Below are 19426 nucleotides of genomic sequence, written 5' to 3' on the forward strand. Positions count from 1 at the left end.
ATCAACCCCAGCCACACATCCGGCTGCCCCATCCGTACACCGCTCCTGGCGGACGGGTGGGCTGCCACAGATCTCCGCATCAAACCTTCAACTCATACCGAGCCGTCTCCGCCGCCCGCGCCAGGTCCGCCACCGTCAACACCCGAATCGCCTCGCGCTCCATCACGCTCAAGCCAAACGCATACTGCTCCTCATCACCTACCGTCGCGCGACGCTCCACCACGGCCGTCAACTCAAGCTCCACACCTTCCACACGCGCCACACCTCCACGCAACCGCGAAGCCGAATATGCCAACCCCTTCGCGCCCTCAACGTCGCTCTCCAGCGACACCGCCTGAAACATCCGCACCTTGCCATTGCGATACCCGCAATCCAGCTTCAGCGGATCACCCGCCTGCGTGTACTGCGACGCCGCAATCTTCTTACGCATCAGCTTCCACACACCCGCGCGCTCAAACGCATCCCGCATCTCACCCGCAATCAACGCGCGCCCACTCTGCTTCTGCCGTACACGAGCCACCTTCAGCGGCTCTACATACATCCGCATCAGCTGCTCCATCTCGGCCACTACGCTCTCTGCCAGCGTGGCGCGCATCTCCGTCAACTGCACGCTGTTCGACAGCGAATCCTCCAGCGTCTGCACAATCGGCTTCGCATTCACCGTCTCCACCACGCCCGCTTCCAGCCGCGCCGCAATCTCCGCCTCCAACGCCTCCAGCAACTCCGTGTCCGCATCCGGATCCATGCAGCGCACACGACTCCAGTCGCGCGTGAACTTCACCTGCGCCGCACCATCCGGCGCACGCAGCACCACGCCGATGTTCGCAAACTCGCCTTTCACTACATCCGGCACATACCGAATCAGCGAGAATTCGCACTGCAGCCTGTCCGCCATCACGCCCACTCCGTGTTGTGCGCAAAGCTCGTCGGCCACATCGACATATATTGCACCACCCTCGGCCGTTCCGCACGGTTCGCGCTGCTTGCATGCGGCAACGACTGATGCCACAGCACCAGATCACCGCGCTTCGCCGCAACCGGCATCAGCTCCGACGTCAAACTCCGCTTCGCATACTCCCGCACATCGTCTCCTGCAGGCACACGCTTCAACCAATCTCCCAGCGACCGATGAAACCCCGGCACACAACAAAACGCGCCTTGATCCTCGGCGACGTCCACGAGATACAAAACCCCTTGCACGCCAAAGTGGTGCGGCTCCGCCAATGTCGTGTCCCAATGCAGATGCGGCCCCGGAAACGGCCACCCCTCGCGCTCCGGCGGATTGAACCCCGCCTGGTCCACCGTCGCCCACAGATCCTCGCGCCCCCACAACTGCGCAAACGCCTTCGCCACCTTTGCCGACCTACGGTTCTTCACCAACGCCGCATGACGCAACAACGGTACCCAGATCGTGTGCCCCAATTCCGCGCCATACCAACTCTCCGCGTCGTTCGGATCCATCTTCAGCTGCTCATACACCGCAGCCTCCGAGTCTCTCGCATCCTCTTCGCTGATCGCCCCGCGCAGCACCACATACCCATGCTCATCGCAGTGCGCGAGGTCTTCCTCACTCAATCCTTCAACACCCTCCAGCGACAACGGCGCCCCAACCACCTCGCCCCGCATCGCCGCACGCACCCGCTCCACCGCCGTGTCATCGAACCACTCGCCGCTCCGCTCCATCACCCAGGCATGAAACGCCTCGAGACTCGGCTGCTCCTGCATCAGATAGAGGTTCGCCTCGCGCACATTCAGGCCCAGCCCGGCGAGCAGCGTCATATCGCGCACCCATGTCGCCGCGTCGCTCGCACTTACATGCCGCGTCTTCCGCTCCCAATACTCCGCCAGGTCCTTCGTCTCGAAACCCACCGCATCCTCACATCAAAAACTTCGCAGCATCCGCCGGCACCTCTACCAACCCATCGATCGCCACCGGCACATTCACACTCACTGACCGTCCCCAATTCGGGAACGGTTCCCGCGATGATTCCCGAAACGCCACAATCAACTCCCGCACCTTCGCGCGTCGCACCAGCATCGCTTCCATCAACTTCTCAATCTCGCGCACATCCCCGCCGTACCACTCCGGAGGAACGCACTCCGCGATGCTCCACAACTTGTCCGCCGCAAACGCCTCAATCCGCGACAACCACGGCTCGAAACTCTCCCATCCGGTCACGCTACGGTACACCGAGTTGCGCGCAAACACACCCCGCAGTGGAATGTCCGGAAACGTCCACTCGCCCGCGTTGAAGCAATACCCCTGGTCCACAAACACCGCACGATACTTCCGCTCGCGTGGCTTGCGTTCATACACCGCTTGTCTTCCATTGCAATTGCCAGACCATTTGTCGACAGCCAGCATGCCCGCGAACTCGCGCAGGTTCCGCAGCTCACTCATCTGCCCCTCGGGCAGGTAGTCCACTACCTGCCCCGGCATCAGTCCGCCCACAAACTGTGACCCAAACTGCAGCCCCGGCACGCAGCGTTCATGCCGCCCTTGCCCCAGCGCAAACGACATCGTCGGAGACTTCTCGGCGAGCCATTCACTCACCTCGATCACATCCGTCTTCGGTACGCTCAGGCCCACAGCCTCAGCCAGCTTCGTCGCGATCAGCTCATTGGCCAGCACGCGCAGATGTTGTGGGTTGTTCTTGAACTTCACCACCCACAGCTTTCCATCCGAGCCCAGCATCAACTGGCTCTGCGCTCCGCCGCGCATCTTTTGAATGGCTTGTACCGCCGTGACCGCCAACTCAACGTCACCTCACCAGCCACCATACCAAACTCGCCGCGCAACTCATCACTCACGACTCAAATCGAAACCTGACGGCCGACAAACTGAAAGCTCGAAGCTGACTTCGAAGCCTCAACCCACCATCTCCGCCCGCACACAAAGCCCCAACGCCATCGCCATCACCAGGTCATCATGCCTGCCCGCCGCAGCGCCCATGCGACCACCCTCGCTCACCACAAAGCTCCTGCATTCGCGCAACAACCGCTCACTCATCACCGCCTCAGCACGCTCACCGAGCCAGGCATCCAGTCGCGCTATCATCTCCGGCTTCGAGGCCGAGGTCGTCAACCACCCGGCCTCGCCACGCAGTCTGTACAGCCGCCCATACCGCTCCTGCGTTTCGAGATACGCAATCACCGCCGCGCCATGATTGTTCCGCTCGACCGCCACCAGGGCCTCGCCATACTCGCGCGCCAGCGCCGCCACCACCCGTGCCAACTCCGCCGGCCGCAACCGCTCCTGCAACTCCGCACACTGCATCCCCGTTGCGATATCCAATACCTGTACCGCAGCAAAGTCGCCTTCACCCACGCCACCAGCGGTATCCACCGCCACCAGATACTGCCGCCCCGCACGCGCTGGCAACCACACACGCAACGCTCCACCACGTCGCACAGCAGCGGCCCCGGGCGTATCACGCAACCTGGCCTCAATCGCCTCCACCGCAAAGCAACAAGCCCCGGTCGCACGGAAGCAGCTCTCCGCATCTTCGGCAAACTCTTGCGCCCGCAGCGCACGAAAGTTCTTCTCCAGCCCACGCCGAAACCCGATCTGCTCCGCGCTCAACCCATGCGCCCGCACCAGCGCCAACTCCTCCGCACTCATCGCCTGCACATCAACCGCCGCGCCCACATAAGCTCGCTCCATCCACCACGGCATAAAGTGCCGCACCGCATCACCACTCATCCACTCTTCGTAGAACGCCCCATACGCACCCTGCGGCGTACTCTCCAACACGCTCTGCCCCTCCGGCGCCAACGCCGCGCGCAGACCCGCAAGCGTCTCCGTCGCATCGCCAGGCCATCGCCCTACCTCGCTGCAATGCAGCATCTGCAAACTCAGCCCGCGCCCCGCATTCGCCTCGGCCGCACTCGCAATGCGCAGCTCACTCCCAAGCTCCGCAAACACCATCTGCGCGCTATTGCTCCGCTCCAGCCGCAACGCACCCTCGCGCATCTCCAGCGGGAGAACTCCCCACATCCTGCGCGTCATCGCGAACAAACTCTCCGCCGCATCGCGCGTATGCGCCACCTCGAGCACCATCACGCCCGGGTGCGTTATCGCAAAGAGCAGACACTGCGCTGCCGCCCACGTCGTCATCCCCATCTGCCGGGCCTTCAGCACGATATTGTGTTGTCCACGTCGCTGCTCATACGCACGCTGCGCCGTGTTCGCCTCCAGCGCAATCATTCTCCCGCGACGATCGCGCACGCGCACCCAGCGCTGCGCCACTTTCATCGCATAGCCGCGTTCCTGCTCCATGCGACGGCCCATCTCCAGCAGATACTCCACATCCGTCCGCCGCTTCTTCGGCACTTCACTCCTCACCTGCAAAAATGCGGCGCCCGAACATCTCCTCCGAGCGCCGCATGGTCTCTTCCCTAGTTCGCGCTCAGCAGGGCAATCGTCATCTCTGCCGCCTGAATGCTGAACGCCGTGCCATCGACATACCCATACATCTGCAGATGGTCGCCAGCATTCAAGTGCACCGTGCGCACGTTCTGCGCGCCGTTGCGCGTCGCGGCCGGCGTCGTGAACCAAAGGAACGAAGGCACATCCGCCACTGCCACCGCAGCGCCCACGCCATAGTTCACGCCACTCGTACTGCTGTCCGCAAAACGCAGCGTCGTCACTACCTGGTACGTTCCCGTCACCGGCACGACATAAACGTTGTTCGTCGCGTCCCACGCGCCGCTCGTGTCCGTCGTCACGCTCGGCAACAGAATCTTGAAGAAACTGCTGTTCGTCGTCGCCTGTGCACCGTAGTTCGTCGAGTACGTCATGTCCGCAAACACCACGTTCGACGCGCTTCCGCCGATCGGTACTGACCACGTTCCATCCTCGCGCAGATAGCGCGTCGCACCCGCGCTGGCTCCAGGATCCGGCACCGCACCCACCGCATGAGTCGCACCGCTCGGTCCAAACACCGGCAGACGCGCCGCTGCAATCGTGCCCGTCGTAATCGCACTCGCGCTCACACCGCCGTTGATGCTCGTGGCATTCAGCGTTGTTACGTTCATCGTCTGCGCATTCACCGTCGTCGTCGTGAAGCCATTCACTCCCAGCGACGCCGCACCACCCGCAATGTTGAACTCCAGCTCGCGCGTCTGCGGTGCAAAGGTGATCGCGTCCGTCGTCGCGCCACTCGCGCTATCCATCAGCATCAGCGCATACGTCGAGTTCCACTTGCTGCACCCATGCAGATTGCAGCCCACATGCAGCGCCGCGCTTTCGCCCGCTTCCACATCCATCGCATACTTCCACGGGCCATTCACGCCCACACCGGCCGATGGCAGCAGATGCGTTCCGCCTTCGCCGCGATACTCCGTCGCCGCATTGGCATTCGTGGCGTTGAAGCCCTCCGTGCCCGGACCGACATTGCCGCTGTAGGTCAACCCGCGCGACGAGTTACCGCTACGCTGCGGCAGATAACGCGTCACCACCTCATAGCTCGGCTTCACGTCTGCCTGAAAGTAATGCGGCTCTTCCACCGTATCGCCCGCAGCCCAGTTCACCGTATTCGCAGCCAGCGTAAACGCACCGTCGATCGCACGCGTGCCGGCGTTCATCACGCTCAGCACCTCGGCCATCGGATAGAGCGCGTAGCTCCCGGTCAGCACACTTACCGTGCCTCCGCTCGTCGTCGTGTCCGCACCTGTACTGGTGAACTGCAACTTGTTCGAAGCGGTCGAGGTCATCGTGAACGTTCCGTTGAAGCTCGGATCGCTCGCTCCACTCAGTGTCACAGCCATGCCGCTCAAGTCGCGGGCATCACCGCTCACCGTCGCCGTCGCCACATTGCTCGAACGCACAATCGACGTCACCGCGAACGACTCATTCAGATACCCGCCCGTCGTTTGCATGCGACCGATGACTGAAGTCTGTCCGCCTGCATACAGAAGCTCCGTTGCACTCGTTGAGCCCAGCACCGGAAACACCTGTTTCAACACACCCACCGTGTCCACCTTGGACTCGATGCCGTATCCGCACAGGCCACCTACCGCAATCGTCGCGCCGCTCTGATGCGGCTTGTTCAGCGTCAACTGCACATGCGTTCCATCGACTACGTGGAACGCTGCAGTCTCGAACTGCTCATCCAGCCCTTGAACAACATCGTCCGCCACACAAGCCACACCGTTCGTGCTCGGCAACGCCGCCGTATTCGTCGCAAAGTAACTCGCTACACCGCTCGTCGCAATCGGCAGCGTCACCGTGCCTGGAGCCACATTCGTCGCTTGTGGATTCGCAGCCGCAGCCGTTGCCAGAAACACGCTCACCGGAAAGCTCGACCCGCTGAAATCCGCGAGCCCATGCGTCGTCACCGTACCCGAGATCAGCTGCCCCACCGAGATCACCTTTGCCGGGTTCGTGTCGATCAGGTAGCGGCCTTCGCCCTGCGTGCCACCATCCGCCACCACAGTCGTCGTAAGGCTCGTCGAGCCCGGCGTACATCCACTCGCACAAGTCGCGCGGAAGAGATGTGTATCTTCATACGTCAGCCAGTCGAACATATGCGAGCCTTCATCGCTCGCATCTCGAGCGCCACCAGACGCATTCAGCGAGAACGACTCCACAATGCAATCACCCACCGCATAGCAGTTCGCCGCCGAGCTCGTGTTCAAATGCTGACCCAGCGTGTAGTAGTTCCCGGTCAGCGACTGTGCCGTATACGTCGATTTGAAGTAAGGCACGCTGCCGCCATTCGCCAGCGCCGTATTGCTGCCGCCCGACAACGCATCGATCTCCGCGCTCTCTGCCGCCACATAGAGATTGCCGCCATACGTCGCCGCGGGCTGCGTCGATTGCACACGCTGCGTGCTCGCAATCGCATCATCGCTCGACGGTGAATGCGGATCGAGATACAGGTGATACTCCGCAGCCCCACGTTCGTCCTTCAAGTGCTCATGCGTACTGGTGCTCGCGACCGCCGTCACACCCGTGCCGCTATAGTTGGCATCGATCACCACGCTGCACTTTCCCGCCACACACTCCGGGCTCGCCTGCGCCGCTGCCACTCCATCCGTCGAAGGCGAAGCCACAAACCCCGACGCATACAGCTCGCCGTTCAAGCGATTCACTTGCAGCTCTGTATTGTCCGGCTGCGACACCACCTGCGTTGCACTCGGCAGCAGCGCCACCTTGCCGTTGATACCCGCAGCCACCGCCGTCACATTCGTGTCCACATAGTTCTTGTCCGCCGCCTGCGTCGCTGTCACCGGATCACCCGGCAACACCAGCGGCCCACTCATCGTGTCGCCCGCCTTCAACACATACGGCGAGCTGTCCAGGGGAATCGCACCAATCTGCGCCTGCGCGATCTGCGTGTCCACATACTGCTTGCTCACCGTCTGCATCGCCACGCTCGCGGGCAAGACCTGATTGCGTACCCCCGCAATCTTCGCCGCGCCGCCACCCGGCACAGTCACCGGAATCACCCAATACTCCTTGCTCACTGTGCCGTCGGTCAGGTGATACACCACCGTGTAATAGTTCCCCATCGGCGTCGCACCTGCGTTCGGCGCCAGTGCCACACGCAGGCCACCCTGCGCATCCAGCGTCACCGTCTTCACGCCCGCTGGCACGCTCACGCCGTTCGCCATCGTGAACGCATTCCACGAGATCAACACCGTACCCTGCGCCGCCGTTCCATCCGCGCGATACACCGTATCGCTCACCGCCGTCGTCGTTACCTGTGCCGTCGCCAGACTCGCCCACATCAGCGCAAACGCCAGCAGCGCAGACCACCGCTTCCATCCACTCTTCATCGCCCCTCCATTTCGCATATCTCTCCCTTGCGCGCCCACCCACGCGCAGCTTTGCTACCATCGACCTCATGGAACACAACAACGCCTATCGCAGCAGCCAGGACATCGCACTCGACCTGCTCAAGTTCGTCGCAGCACACGCCAACGTGGGCCGCACCGCTTCCGCCTCGACCCCCGGCTTCGCCCCCGGCTCCGCCGCCAAGAACGAGGACCAGGTCGACTCCCTCCTCGCTCTCTACGCGCGCTGCCGCGAAGCCGTCGAAAAGTAAGCCCTCCACAAACCAAGTGCCCCAGGTCTCGCGTCTGAGACCTGGGTTCGCAGGATGCACGCGCGTAGAGCCACCCATACGCCGCGCGACCTGCACCCGCGCCTCCACGTCGTTTCGTCGTTCATCGCCGCAGGGCAGATGCGTCTCCACCGCCTCTACGGCGTACGGGGAGACCCACGTAAACTGAATCCGTGGAAACGAATCACCGCACACGCATCGCCGTCATCGGGGCAGGGGCCTTCGGCCGCAACCATCTCCGCGTCTACCGCGAACTCGAAGCCTCCACCGACGTCCAGCTCACCGCCGTCGTCGACGCTTCGCCCGAGATCCGCACCGCCGCCGCTGCGCAATACAGCATCCCGGCCTTCGCCACCGTCGAAGAACTTCTCGCCGCGCGGCTGGACCTGGACGCCGCCAGCGTCTGCGTGCCCACCATCCATCACGCCGCCGTCGCGCAGCAGCTCCTCGCCGCCGGCCTCGATGTCCTCATCGAAAAACCCTTCGCCGCCACTCTCGAAGAAGCCGAGCAAACCCTCGCCATCGCCCGCGCACACGATCGCATCGTGCAGATCGGCCATCTCGAGCGCTTCAACCCTGCGGTCACCGCAACCCTCGAAAATCTCACGCAGCCCATGTTCTTCGAGGCCCACCGCCTCAGCCTCTTCACCCCGCGCTCGCTCGACGTCGATGTCGTTCTCGACCTCATGATCCACGACCTCGACATCGTCCTCGCCCTCGCGCGCTCAGAAGTCGCCAGCGTCCACGCCACCGGCATCCCCATCCTGTCGCGCAAAACCGACATCGCCAACGTCCGCGTCGAGTTCCACTCCGGCGCCGTCGCCAACTTCACGGCCTCCCGCGTCTCCACCGAGCAGGTCCGCAAGCTGCGCCTCTTCCAGCCGCATCAATATCTCTCGCTCGACTTCGCCCGCCAGGAACTCCTCACCATCTCCGTGGACCCCGCGCTCGCCGAACAAATCTCCAACGGCTACCGCCCCCCAGCAACCGTTCCGGCGAACCACCCCACCACCGGCTTCGACCTGCAGAAGCTCGACCTCCCCCGCGCCGAACCTCTGCGCCTCGAGCTCGAAGACTTCCTCGCCAGCATCCGCACGCGCCAGCAACCTCGCGTCCCCGGCGAAGCCGGCTTAGCCGCCCTCGCGCTCGCCCTCCGCATCAACGCTGAAATTGCCGCCCACCATCAGCGCGCCGGCCTCTAACCTGGGTTCGGAATCACCCCACCCGAAAACAAAAAGGCGGTCGGGATATCCCAACCGCCTTACTCAAACTCAAGACTCGAAACTCACAACTCAAACCAAACCTACTTCAACTCCTGCACCGTCACCGTCGGCGGAGGCTTCAGTTCAAACTGATCATCCTCCAGCTCGCCATTGATGGTCATCTTCGTGATCTCCACCTTCAGCGAATACTGGTCCAACGGCCGCTGCATCGTGATCACCGACGGAAACTGCACGTTATTGAACGTCTTGTACTTCTCATACGTCGCCGACGTCACCACGCGCCCTTGCTCGTCATAGATGTCCTGCTGAAACGGCAGCATATCCACGCGGCTGATGTGCAGCACACGCACCGTGCGCAGCACGTTGCCTGACTTCACCTTCGAAATCGTCAGGTCATAGTCAGGCTCTTCCATCGACACCCGCTTCTTGTCCGGCAACGGCACAATGCGCGTGGACTCGTTCAAGCTCACAAACTCATCTGCAGCCACGCCCGGCACCAGCAACGAATCGAAGAACACTCCCGGCCGCAAGTTCTCCAGCCCATTCTTCGACGGCGTCGTCACCGTGTTCGACCCATGCATCCACGCATCGCCATGTCCGGCCGTCGCATGCACCAGCGTGAACATCTTTCCGTCCGACACCATATCCAGCGCACGCGACCCCAGCACCGGCAACTGCAGAATCACCCGCAGATCGTTCGGCTTGCGCACAAAGATGTACCCGCGGAACGAGGTGTACGTCACCACCTTGCCCGTCTTGCCACCGCCTTGGCTGGCCGTAATCAGCACACTCGCGTTCAGCGTCTTGATCGACGCATCCCGCGCAGACGTATCCTTCTCGATCTGGTCTACAGAGGTCGAGTGATATATGTCCGGAGCCATCGTCTTCTGCACCAGCTTCGTTGTCTGGTAGCAGCTCTTCGGTATGCCCAGAATGGCGAAAGCCGCCACCAACGATACTGTGCGAAATCCCATCATCGATTCAAGGAACAAGTATATCGACGCCCGAGCACCCTTTGCCGATTCATCTCTTTTTCAACCGCCCCGCTCTAACTCTTCAAACAGCCGCTGCGCCGCACCCTTGCCTCGCCGCTTGCCCTGTGCCTCGTTCTCCTGCAACAACTCCGTCGCCAGCTTCACATGCTGACAGCTCCCGCTCTTCGCCGCGTTCAGAAATCCCTCCAGCACCGACGGAAAGTGCTCCGCCAGTGTTTTCCGCATGAACTTCCCACATTGCGAAGGTCGCAGCGGTCGCTCCGGGGCCTTCACCTCGACCCTCTTCTCCGCCGCCTTCGGTTGCCCTACCGCCTTCTTAGCCCCCATTCCCACCACCCAAAACAAAAGCGGCAGTCCCTGTCGGGCCGCCGCTTCCTCACTTACCTATCCAGAATACCAACCTCACCAGAAAAACTACGCAAACAAAATATCCCTGCCTATCTCCCGCAAATCCAGCACGTTACGGCTTTGCCCCCCAGCCGTCACCCCTTGACAGCGAAACTCACCACTCACCACTCGTCACTCAAAACTCAATCCCAAACCGAAAGCTACCTGCACCCTAAAAAAACGGCGAGGCCGAAGCCCCGCCGCAAGAACCACCGCGCGTCTACGCCCGCCCATGCATCGGCTCGAGCATCTTCGCCGCCAGCAGCATCCCGGTCAGCCGGTCGATCGCCTTGCCATACTTCGACACCACCGTCCGCAGACTCACACCCAGCATCCCCGCCGCTTCGCCGTGCGTATACTCCTGCAGCGCGATCCGCTTGATCAGTTCCTGCTCCTCGCCTGTCAGCTTCGCCAGGCAGCGCTCCATGTCAAAGCAGAAGATGATGACGTCCTCGAAGCTCTTCACCCGATAGCTCGTCACCTTGCTCCGAAACAGCTCCCGACCCAGCAGACTCGGCACGCGGCCCGACTCCATTGCCATTCGCAGATAGCGGCGCAACATCGCCTCCGTGTACTTGCGATAGAACGCCAGTTCCGGCTTCGGAGCCTCAGCGGGCTTGGCCGTCTCAACGGGCGCTGCCGCAAGCTCGCCCACAGCCCACATCCGCGGCACCACCACCACGCGCCCCGTTGATCCCTCGCGCAACACCTGCTCACCCATCACACGCTGCTGCGCCGGAAACATCACCACATTCGACTTCTTCGCCATCATCACCGTCTGCTCCTTCTCATCGTTCATCTTCGTCATCGCCGTCGCCGTCAGAGTCATCGCCCTCATCGAGTCACCCCTTCCGCCGCGGCCGCATCCGGCCCCGCTCCACATCCCGGTCGGCCTCCGCCCGCGCGAGCGCTCGTCCTGCCCACGCGCCACGTCCCCGACCCCTTCTTCCTTCCGCGCGTGCTCCTCGCCACCGGAGCTGGAAACTCCTTCAGCCACGTCACGCACGGTCTGCAATATCGCCGCGCCCCTTCGCCCGCAACAGGACGAAGCCACAGCGATCCGCAGCTCTCACAGACCTTCAACTCCACGGTCTGCGCCGGTTTCTTCAAAACGCAAAAGTCCTTCATCTCACTTCTCCAGGGTTTGCTGCTATGTCCCCGGCGAGCCTCAGCTATCAGCGGTCGAATAGGGCTCGCTCGGCTGCTTGGGCGAACCCCTCGGGTTCGCACTCCCAAATAAAGTCCAGAGAGCTGGGTGACCAAGCCCCATGCTACTGGCAGCCAGTGTGCACCCCATCATTCGCTTGGCTCACGCAGAAAATCCCCCGTTTTCGGCTGTCCCAAAATGGCGCAACCGCTAGGGGAGTTTCGTGGTTATAGGAATCGCGAACCCCACATGTCAACAGACCTTGGTGGAAACTCCTAAGTAATTGCAAAGAAAGAAATTAGAATCGCTTCGCCGTACAATGCGGCGAGCCTCGTCCACAACATTCGCCACGCCTTCGCTATGCACTAAATCATGGCTAATGCGTCACTTAGCAGCCGTTCCTATTCCGGAAAAAGCCACGTGAAACCCTGCAGTTGCCTAGCCAAAATATTTCGCCTTATTTTCGCTTTGCAGCAAGCTTCTTCATCACGATTTCGCCGAAACCCTTACAGCCAAAAGAGATTCCCGCTGACCCATATCTCTCGGGTCTTCGTCGAGGGAGGGCTGTCGAATATCGTCCTGTGTGCGCGATAAAAGGCCGACCCGGCAAGTGTTGCGTCCCACCCCTTTGGCAAGCCCTACTGCTTGCACAAATGCACCAAAGTCCCTTGTGAAAATCGCTAAAATAGCCACTTCCGGCACCCAGATCGGCCCTGACCGCAAACCATCGGTCTACCTTCCGGCACCGACACCAACCGCGGCCTCGAACATCCTGCATGTCATCCCCACAGGAAGATATGCGTCCGTCCGACCCTATTTGCCACTAGCAAAACCGCTCGGGTGCCCCAGGTCTCGCCTTTGAGCCCTGGGTTTCCACCGAAATCCAAAGCAAAACGGCCGGGCCAAAGCCCGACCGTCTGCGTTTCCCGCGAAAAATCTTATTTCCCGCCGGCCGCCCGATACGCCGCCACGTTCTGCGTATGCTCCGCCAGCGTCCGCGCGAAGGTCGTGTTCCCGCGCGCGTCGGCGACAAAGTACAAATAGTCGCTCTTGAGCGGATGCATCGCCGCCTGCAGCGCCGCCACACCGGGGTTGCAGATCGGTCCCGGTGGCAGCCCCGCATGGGTGTAGGTGTTATACGTCGAGTCCGAGTGCAGCTCGCTCTGATGAATCACGCCCGTCCACGTCCCGCGCAACTCGCTGGCATACGCCACCGCCGGGTCGGTCTGCAGCGGCATCCCCAACGCCAGTCGGTTCTCAAACACCCCAGCCACAGCCGCCCGCTCGCTTGGAATATGCACCTCGCGCTCGACCAGCGAAGCCATCGTCACCACACGCGGAGCGTCCCGCGGCTCCACGCCCAACTTCGCGGCCATCTGCCCAAACCGCTTCACCATCGCTGCAATCATATCCACGGCGGTCGCTTTCCGGCTGAACTTGTAAGTGTCAGGAAACAAATAGCCTTCGACAGAGGCGGCCATCGGATTCCAGCGCTTCACCAGTTCGGGATGCTGTAGTTCCGCGGCCAGGAACTCCTTTTCCGAAAGCAGCCCGGCATCGCCCACGGCCTTCGCCACCTGGAAGATGTCATAGCCCTCGGGAATCACCACGGTCTTCGTATAGACGTCGCCCTTGCGCAGCCGCGCATAGACCTCCGTCATCGGCGCCGGGTGGTCGAAGCGGTACTCGCCCGCCTTCAGCGTGCCGCCCCTGTACTTCTTCAACGCGGCAAACAGCACGCCGCTGCGGATCACGCCAGCTTTCCGTAGCGCGTCGCCGATACCTTCAGTGTTGGTGCCCGGTGCAATCTCCACAAAGGTCTCGCTGGAGGGGCCATACGGGGTTACAGCCAGCCAGCCAGCACCGGCCACCGCTACCAGAACGAAAACGACAATCCACCCAAGCCAACGCACATCCTGATCGTAAATCGCCCAGATGGTGCATCGTGAACCATCTACGGCACATCCCATCACCGTTCAATGCAGAATCTTGCCGTTCGCTGCATGACCGAAGACAGCCCTCGTCCACAGTTTTACTTTTGAACGTGGAGCTATCCCGGTCGACGCGGACCCGGGGCAGCAAGACCCCGTACCGCGCGATGTACTTCTCGGGCCACGATGCAATCGTTTAGTCTGAGAACCTAACATTTAGGAGAATCCAGAACGATGTCTAAGGTAACCAAGCTCGTAGAAAAGGGCGTAGTGCTCACGGCCAAGGCCGGCTGGGCCGTGTTCGACAAGATCAACTCGATCAGCCCGAACAAGAGCTTCACCCCCAAGTGGTCCGACAAGCCCCTCCTCAAGAGCTACCAGAAGGAGAAGCCGCCCCTCGGTTGGCCGCGTACTACGGACTCGCTCTGCCCGCGCTGCGTGCCGGAGATCCGCCAGCAGATCCTCGACGGCAAGCTGCCGCACGAAGTTCTTCTCAACGAGAAGGTCGGCGAAATCAAGGCTCAGATCATCGAGCGCGATGGCCAGATCCTCATGGTCAAGGATTGCCCGATTCACGGTCACTTCGAGGACGTTATGTCCATCGATCCGCCGATGATGAAGCATCTCGAAGACGTTTTCCCGGGCCGCGACATCCGCGCCCACAACGATGAGAAGCTCCACAACCACGGCACGTCGACCGTCACCCACGGCCGCGGCTCGGTGCTCACCATCGATCTCACCAACCGTTGCAACATGATGTGCGATCCCTGCTTCATGGACGCCAACCAGGTTGGCTTCGTCCACGAACTCACGTGGGACGAGATCAAGACCATGCTCGACAACGCGATCACCATCAAGCCGCGTCGTCAGATGTCCGTGCAGTTCTCGGGCGGTGAGCCCACCCTGTCGCCGTACTTCCTCGACGCCGTCGCTTACGCGCGTAAGGTTGGCTACAACTCGGTGCAGGCTGCAACCAACGGCATCGAATTCGCAAAGTCGGCGGAGTTCGCTCGCGCTGCGGCTGAAGCCGGTCTGCGCTACGCTTACCTCCAGTTCGACGGCATCGGCAACGCTGCCAACTCGCACCGTAAGGTGGGCAACTCGTTCGACGTGAAGCTGCAGGCGATCCACAACCTGCACGCTGCCGGTGTGGACATCGTTCCCGTCACCTGCATCATCAACGGCATCAACAACGAGCAGGTTGGCCGCATCATCGAGTTCGCGCTCGACAACCCGAAGAAGATCAACTTCCTCTCGTTCCAGCCGGTATCGTTCACCGGTCGTGACGAAGCCGTCTCCGACGAGCGTCGCCACGCACAGCGCTACACCCTCTCGCATCTCGCGCACGACGTCCGCACCCAGACGGGTCTCGGCGAATCGACCCGCGACTGGTTCCCGATCTCGTTCATGTCGACCTTCTCTGACTGGGCCGATCTGGTTCACGGACCGGAGCACGAGTGGGGCCAGCTCTCCTGCGGTTGCCACCCGAACTGCGGTATCGGCATGGCGCTCATGATTGATAAGGAAACGAAGGAAGCTGTGCCCGTCACCGCGTTCCTGGACGCCGTGCAGCTCGCGAAGGACATTGCAAAGGTGAACGACGCGGCTCGTGGCAAGTTTGGCACGATCCTCGGCGCTTCGCTCGCGCTCATCCGCAACTACAAGCCTTCGATGGCTCCCAAGAACTTCAGCATCTTCGCCCTCCTCGAGAAGTTCGACAAGTGCTTCGGCGCGACCGGCCGCAACTACGGCAAGGTCACCGCGGATCGTACGATGGCGGACATCGAGAAGCGCCGCGGCGACCGTTGGAACTTCCTCTTCATCGCCGGCATGTGGTTCCAGGACCTCTTCAACTACGACTTCCGCCGCACCGAGCAGTGCATCATCCCGTACGCGACGCAGGAAGGCGAAATCTCCTTCTGCGCATACAACACGGGTATCGGCTGGCGCAACATCATCGAGAAGATGCACATGACGTCGACCCTCACCAAGTGGTACGAGGAGCACGGCCGTCACGAGATCTTCGCCGGTGGTAAGAAGGTTTCGCTCGACAAGCAGGACAAGTACGACCTGAAGTTGAACGATGCTCACGTGAACTCGGCTGCGAACGACACGTTCGACAAGCTCGGCATTGCGAAGAATGCGCGCGAAGAAAAGATCCGCGCACGCGACGCGAAGCTCAAGCAGGATGCCGAGAACGCCCGCATGGCGAAGCTCTACCGCAAGGAAATTCTGAAGGAGCAGGAGCAGCCTGGCTTCATCGCCCTCGGCGAAATCAAGGCCGCCCCGGCACCCGCCGCCAAGCAGGAAGAGAACGACCTCGTCTCCGGCGACTAACTCCTCAGCAAAGTAGAAATATAAAGGCCACCCACATGGGTGGCCTTTATATTTTGGTAATGCTCACCAACCCCAAGATCTTGGAGCTGATCGGTCGATACGGCGGCCCTACAGCCGTCGTGTTGTGGGTCGTTGCTCTTTTCAACTATCTGCTTGTGAAGCTGCCTGGCGATCCACAAGCAAAAGAAAAGCGTATCGCCCGCAGCGCAATTGGTCTCTTTGTATTGGGTGGAATAGCTCTACTGACCCAGATGAAGCTCCCGAAGACTGTGAAAACTACAGTTCAAATCACGCCCAGCAACAATATGAGCTGTGGCGCATTAAGTCCCAATGCTCCGAATAATAGCGGCAATATTTCGATCTCAGGAACGGTAGGTAACGAGAAGTGATTCGAGTATTACTACTAGCATTGCTGCTGTTGCCCGCAAGTGCTTTCGGGCAACAGATGAGTAAAAACAACTCGACGGGTGGTATTTGCAGTCCGTCATTACCGGACAATCATGGTTCGGTCACGATCAACTGTAGTGGTTTTTCTGACAAGCAACTGAAGCTCATCGACAAGTTTCTCAATCAGCTTTCCGCAAAGCAGGCAGAGGAGCAAGATATCCTCTTGCAAAAGATGAATACGATCCTCGAAGTCGTTCGTAGCACCGAAAGCGTCGTTAAGCCTCGCCGCTTGAGCAGGAGCGACATCATGAGACTACAACGTTCTGGTTTAAACGCATGTGCTCCAGTTGCGATAAGATTCGTCGTTCCGCCTGACGATCAAGAAGCTTCCGATCTCGCTGAAGAGTTTTCCAGTGTTCTCTCGCATCGGAATCTTGATTCGATGGTGATCTATCGTCAACTGCCACCGCGACAATCTGATTCTGACGTTTCAGTGAGCAACGGTCAACAGGGAGTTTGTCTTCGACAACTGATAACAGGCAATACGTTGAGCCTGACATTCGCGTATTACAACTCATCTATGACGGCGCCCAAGCAGGACGATCAACAACAGCCCATCGTGTTTTTCATTTATCCCAAAATAGTGAAGCCGGCCGCGGAAAAATGAGCTGGTGTTATACCCATCCGCTTCCGAAACGCCCTTACAAAGTTCGTATCCGAACTGAACCCAACCTCAGCGGCGATCTCCTTCACCGACATCCCACCCATTTTCAGCAGCCGCTTCGCGCGTTCGAGTCGCTGCTCCAGCACGTACTGATACGGCGTCTGCCCGGTGCTCGCGCGGAACTCGTGCGCGAAGTGCGACTCACTCATTTGTAGTTCTGCGGCAACTTCCGCCAGCCGAAGATCGCGATGCAGGTTGTCAGTCATGAACTCCAGCGCTCGGCGTAGCTTCTGTTGCGAGAGCCGCCCCTGAAACGCCTTCAGTCCGCCATCGAACGAGCCGTAACTCCGCACCATAGCCTGCGTAAGCCCTGCCTCAAGCTGATCGACATAGAGCGCGCCCAGCGGAAAGCCATCCGTGGCCTCGCGGTGCATCTCTTGCACTACGCGCGCGAGCCCCGCATCACGCAGCGCCCAGCGGTTCGCAAAATCCACCTGCCGCACGCCAAGCTCCTCACTCACGCGCGCCAGCAACTCCGGCTTCACCGAAACCACCAGTCGCGACGACGCCTCCGTCCACCGCAGCCGATCGCGTGTTCCCGGAGCGAGCAGAATCATCGACCCTGGCGCGGTCCGCTCCACGCGATTGCGGCCGTCGTTCCACCACTCCATCTCCGGTGCGCCGGAAAGCTGGAGGTGCAGGCAAAGCTCATTGTGCTGGTGTTCAGGAATCTCGATCGCGCCAACGTCGTGGCGCTCGAGCAGCATGCCTCGCCACAGGGAAGCCGCTGCGGCCTTAAGCGCATGGGTATCCGGCAGCAGCGGGACCAGGCGGTCACGCTGCCAAACCTGAATCCGATCCTGCGCTCGGCTGCTCACTCGCCTTCATCCTCTCACTTCATTGGATGATTCCGCTTTGTCGCAGGAATTGCATATCCTCGCCGTCCGCTCGCGTGAACCTAAGAACAGCAGAGGAGGGAACACATCATGCGCAAGGTCTCTGAGGTTGTCAGCGAAGGTTTCATTTGGGGCGTCGGCATTACCCGTCCGCGCGAAGGCGAGCAACGCCGCGCCGCACGTTACATCAGCTTCATTCTCGCGGGCTCCATCGCGCTCGCCGTCGGTGCGTTCTTCTTTCTCTCGCAGCGCATTTTCTAGCGCTAGGAGAGCGCGCGAAACATCATCTCTTTGAACTTCTTCTCGTCCGCAGCCGCGCACACGGTCACATTCGGCGGCTGCTTCATCGTTCCCAGTTCATCGATGAGCATGGCGCCACGCGTCAACTCGCCTTGCGTCTCCACGTCGCAATAACGCGGCAGCAGCTCCATCGCAATCGTCGGATCGATCACGATCGCTGTCGTGATCGCGTCGGGATGATTGGAGCCGTTCATCTTCTGATGTTCTTTGCAGTACACGCGCCGCACCTTGTTGATCTCCGTGAAGAACTTCGCCAACGGCGTACCCAGCTTCGCCACGCGCTCGTAGTCGGCATCCGTAAAGATCGAGCTATGCACGCTCACGTCGAAGCCCACCGTCGTGATCGGCACACCGGAGTGGAAGACGATCTTTGCCGCTTCAGGATCAACCCAGATGTTGTACGTCGCGACCGGCGTCACGTTGCCATAGAACTTATACGTGCCGCCCATGAACGTAATGCCTTGAATCAGCGGTGCAATCGAAGGCTTCCGCAGCAACAACAGCGCCACATTCGTCAGCGCTCCAATCGCGACGATGGTGATCTCATGCGGATGCGCCTCGATCAAGCGAATCATCGCATCGACAGCCCATTCCTCTTCCGGCTTCTGCTCGGGGTCAGGGAAGAAGCTGTTGCTCATGCCATCTTTGCCGTGCACGTAGGTCGCGTCGCCATGTATCGGCCGCAGCAGCGGTCGCGAGCTGCCGAGGAACACCGGCACCTTATGCGCATTGCCCGAAACCTGCAGCGTATACAGCGCGTTCTTCGCTTCCTGATCGAACTCGACGTTGCCCACCACGATCGTGATGGCCTCGACCTTGATGGTCGGAGCCTTCATCGCCAGCAGGATCGCAGCAGCATCGTCCGTCGCCGTATCCGTGTCGAGAATGATGCGTCTGCGCCCCGCAGCCGGCTCTTCGCTGCGCATCTTCGCCAGCGCCGACACGGGTGCCAGGGCACTCGCCGAAGCCGTGCCCGCCATTGCCTGCAAGAACTGCCGTCGTGTCGCTTCCATCAGAGCTCCCTCGATGTTTTCTTCAGCATAGACTGCCACAGGCCCTGCGCGTATATCGACCGCTACTGACGCACAAG

Annotated in this window: 17 protein-coding genes; 6 read left to right on the top strand and 11 right to left on the bottom strand. The window is 60.9% G+C overall.

From position 1 onward, the window contains the following. Positions 1-79: 79 nt before the first annotated feature. From OHL11_RS02390 to OHL11_RS02410, 5 genes are all read right to left on the bottom strand, one after another. Positions 80-895, bottom strand: a complete 816-nt coding sequence (locus OHL11_RS02390; RefSeq protein ID WP_263369877.1) for a DUF3037 domain-containing protein — start codon at positions 893-895, stop codon at positions 80-82. Further along, on the bottom strand, positions 895-1869 hold the full coding sequence (locus OHL11_RS02395; protein ID WP_263369878.1) for a phytanoyl-CoA dioxygenase family protein: 975 nt from the start codon (positions 1867-1869) through the stop codon (positions 895-897). Before OHL11_RS02395 ends, OHL11_RS02390 begins: the two co-directional genes overlap by 1 nt. A gap of 7 nt (positions 1870-1876) precedes the next feature. Then, a complete protein-coding gene (locus OHL11_RS02400; protein WP_263369879.1) occupies positions 1877-2755 on the bottom strand; it encodes a HipA family kinase in 879 nt (292 codons plus the stop codon). Positions 2756-2869: 114 nt separating this feature from the next. Further along, positions 2870-4333: a terminase gene (locus tag OHL11_RS02405; protein WP_263369880.1), complete on the bottom strand. Its 1464-nt coding sequence runs from the start codon at positions 4331-4333 to the stop codon at positions 2870-2872. Positions 4334-4398: 65 nt separating this feature from the next. Further along, positions 4399-7782, bottom strand: coding sequence for a hypothetical protein (locus OHL11_RS02410; protein WP_263369881.1), 3384 nt, complete (start codon positions 7780-7782; stop codon positions 4399-4401). Positions 7783-7850: 68 nt separating this feature from the next. Between OHL11_RS02410 and OHL11_RS02415 the strand changes: the two genes are divergently transcribed. Together OHL11_RS02415 and OHL11_RS02420 are read left to right on the top strand one after the other, a co-directional pair. Next, the gene (locus tag OHL11_RS02415; protein WP_263369882.1) at positions 7851-8051 is read left to right on the top strand and encodes a hypothetical protein; all 201 of its coding nucleotides are present in this window, start codon (positions 7851-7853) and stop codon (positions 8049-8051) included. A gap of 191 nt (positions 8052-8242) precedes the next feature. Beyond that, positions 8243-9271, top strand: coding sequence for a Gfo/Idh/MocA family protein (locus tag OHL11_RS02420; RefSeq protein WP_263369883.1), 1029 nt, complete (start codon positions 8243-8245; stop codon positions 9269-9271). A gap of 101 nt (positions 9272-9372) precedes the next feature. Here OHL11_RS02420 and OHL11_RS02425 read toward each other — a convergent pair whose 3' ends face one another. The 4 genes from OHL11_RS02425 to mltG all read right to left on the bottom strand — a co-directional run bounded on the left by OHL11_RS02425 (position 9373) and on the right by mltG (position 13791). Further along, positions 9373-10266 carry a LolA-like protein gene (locus OHL11_RS02425; protein WP_263369884.1) on the bottom strand — a complete coding sequence of 298 codons (894 nt, stop codon included), beginning with the start codon at positions 10264-10266 and terminating at the stop codon, positions 9373-9375. Positions 10267-10326: 60 nt separating this feature from the next. After that, on the bottom strand, positions 10327-10512 hold the full coding sequence (locus OHL11_RS02430; RefSeq protein ID WP_263369885.1) for a hypothetical protein: 186 nt from the start codon (positions 10510-10512) through the stop codon (positions 10327-10329). 382 nt (positions 10513-10894) lie between these two features. After that, on the bottom strand, positions 10895-11512 hold the full coding sequence (locus OHL11_RS02435; protein ID WP_263369886.1) for a sigma factor-like helix-turn-helix DNA-binding protein: 618 nt from the start codon (positions 11510-11512) through the stop codon (positions 10895-10897). Positions 11513-12759: 1247 nt separating this feature from the next. Further along, positions 12760-13791 (bottom strand): endolytic transglycosylase MltG, encoded by a 1032-nt coding sequence (gene mltG / locus OHL11_RS02440; protein WP_263369887.1) that lies wholly within the window; start codon positions 13789-13791, stop codon positions 12760-12762. 195 nt (positions 13792-13986) lie between these two features. Here mltG and OHL11_RS02445 point away from each other — a divergent pair, with 195 nt between their 5' ends. Genes OHL11_RS02445 through OHL11_RS02455 form a run of 3 tightly spaced genes read left to right on the top strand, consistent with a single transcriptional unit; the run spans position 13987 to position 17143 of the window. Next, on the top strand, positions 13987-16089 hold the full coding sequence (locus OHL11_RS02445; protein WP_263369888.1) for a radical SAM protein: 2103 nt from the start codon (positions 13987-13989) through the stop codon (positions 16087-16089). A 35-nt stretch (positions 16090-16124) separates the two neighbouring features. Then, a complete protein-coding gene (locus OHL11_RS02450; RefSeq protein WP_263369889.1) occupies positions 16125-16478 on the top strand; it encodes a hypothetical protein in 354 nt (117 codons plus the stop codon). Continuing rightward, on the top strand, positions 16475-17143 hold the full coding sequence (locus tag OHL11_RS02455) for a hypothetical protein (protein ID WP_263369890.1): 669 nt from the start codon (positions 16475-16477) through the stop codon (positions 17141-17143). Before OHL11_RS02450 ends, OHL11_RS02455 begins: the two co-directional genes overlap by 4 nt. Here OHL11_RS02455 and OHL11_RS02460 read toward each other — a convergent pair. Then, positions 17107-18018 (bottom strand): AraC family transcriptional regulator, encoded by a 912-nt coding sequence (locus OHL11_RS02460; protein ID WP_263369891.1) that lies wholly within the window; start codon positions 18016-18018, stop codon positions 17107-17109. The genes OHL11_RS02455 and OHL11_RS02460 overlap by 37 nt on opposite strands. A 108-nt stretch (positions 18019-18126) precedes the next feature. Here OHL11_RS02460 and OHL11_RS02465 point away from each other — a divergent pair, with 108 nt between their 5' ends. Then, positions 18127-18297: a hypothetical protein gene (locus tag OHL11_RS02465; protein WP_263369892.1), complete on the top strand. Its 171-nt coding sequence runs from the start codon at positions 18127-18129 to the stop codon at positions 18295-18297. 2 nt (positions 18298-18299) lie between these two features. On the opposite strand, the gene OHL11_RS02470 is transcribed toward OHL11_RS02465, so the two are convergent. Further along, on the bottom strand, positions 18300-19349 hold the full coding sequence (locus OHL11_RS02470) for a nucleoside hydrolase (protein ID WP_263369893.1): 1050 nt from the start codon (positions 19347-19349) through the stop codon (positions 18300-18302). Positions 19350-19426 lie beyond the last annotated feature (77 nt).

The organism is Granulicella cerasi, from assembly GCF_025685575.1.
Classification (GTDB): Bacteria; Acidobacteriota; Terriglobia; order Terriglobales; family Acidobacteriaceae; genus Granulicella; species Granulicella cerasi.

Bases quoted from the DNA above. Each gene is read 5' to 3' on its own strand.
- OHL11_RS02390 (WP_263369877.1), bottom strand. From the start codon at position 895: ATGGCGGACAGGCTGCAGTGCGAATTCTCGCTGATTCGGTATGTGCCG.
- OHL11_RS02410 (WP_263369881.1), bottom strand. From the start codon at position 7,782: ATGAAGAGTGGATGGAAGCGGTGGTCTGCGCTGCTGGCGTTTGCGCTG.
- OHL11_RS02415 (WP_263369882.1), top strand. From the start codon at position 7,851: ATGGAACACAACAACGCCTATCGCAGCAGCCAGGACATCGCACTCGAC.
- OHL11_RS02425 (WP_263369884.1), bottom strand. From the start codon at position 10,266: ATGGGATTTCGCACAGTATCGTTGGTGGCGGCTTTCGCCATTCTGGGC.
- OHL11_RS02430 (WP_263369885.1), bottom strand. From the start codon at position 10,512: ATGCGGAAAACACTGGCGGAGCACTTTCCGTCGGTGCTGGAGGGATTT.
- OHL11_RS02435 (WP_263369886.1), bottom strand. From the start codon at position 11,512: ATGAGGGCGATGACTCTGACGGCGACGGCGATGACGAAGATGAACGAT.
- mltG (WP_263369887.1), bottom strand. From the start codon at position 13,791: ATGGGATGTGCCGTAGATGGTTCACGATGCACCATCTGGGCGATTTAC.
- OHL11_RS02445 (WP_263369888.1), top strand. From the start codon at position 13,987: ATGTCTAAGGTAACCAAGCTCGTAGAAAAGGGCGTAGTGCTCACGGCC.
- OHL11_RS02450 (WP_263369889.1), top strand. From the start codon at position 16,125: ATGGGTGGCCTTTATATTTTGGTAATGCTCACCAACCCCAAGATCTTG.
- OHL11_RS02465 (WP_263369892.1), top strand. From the start codon at position 18,127: ATGCGCAAGGTCTCTGAGGTTGTCAGCGAAGGTTTCATTTGGGGCGTC.
- OHL11_RS02470 (WP_263369893.1), bottom strand. From the start codon at position 19,349: ATGGAAGCGACACGACGGCAGTTCTTGCAGGCAATGGCGGGCACGGCT.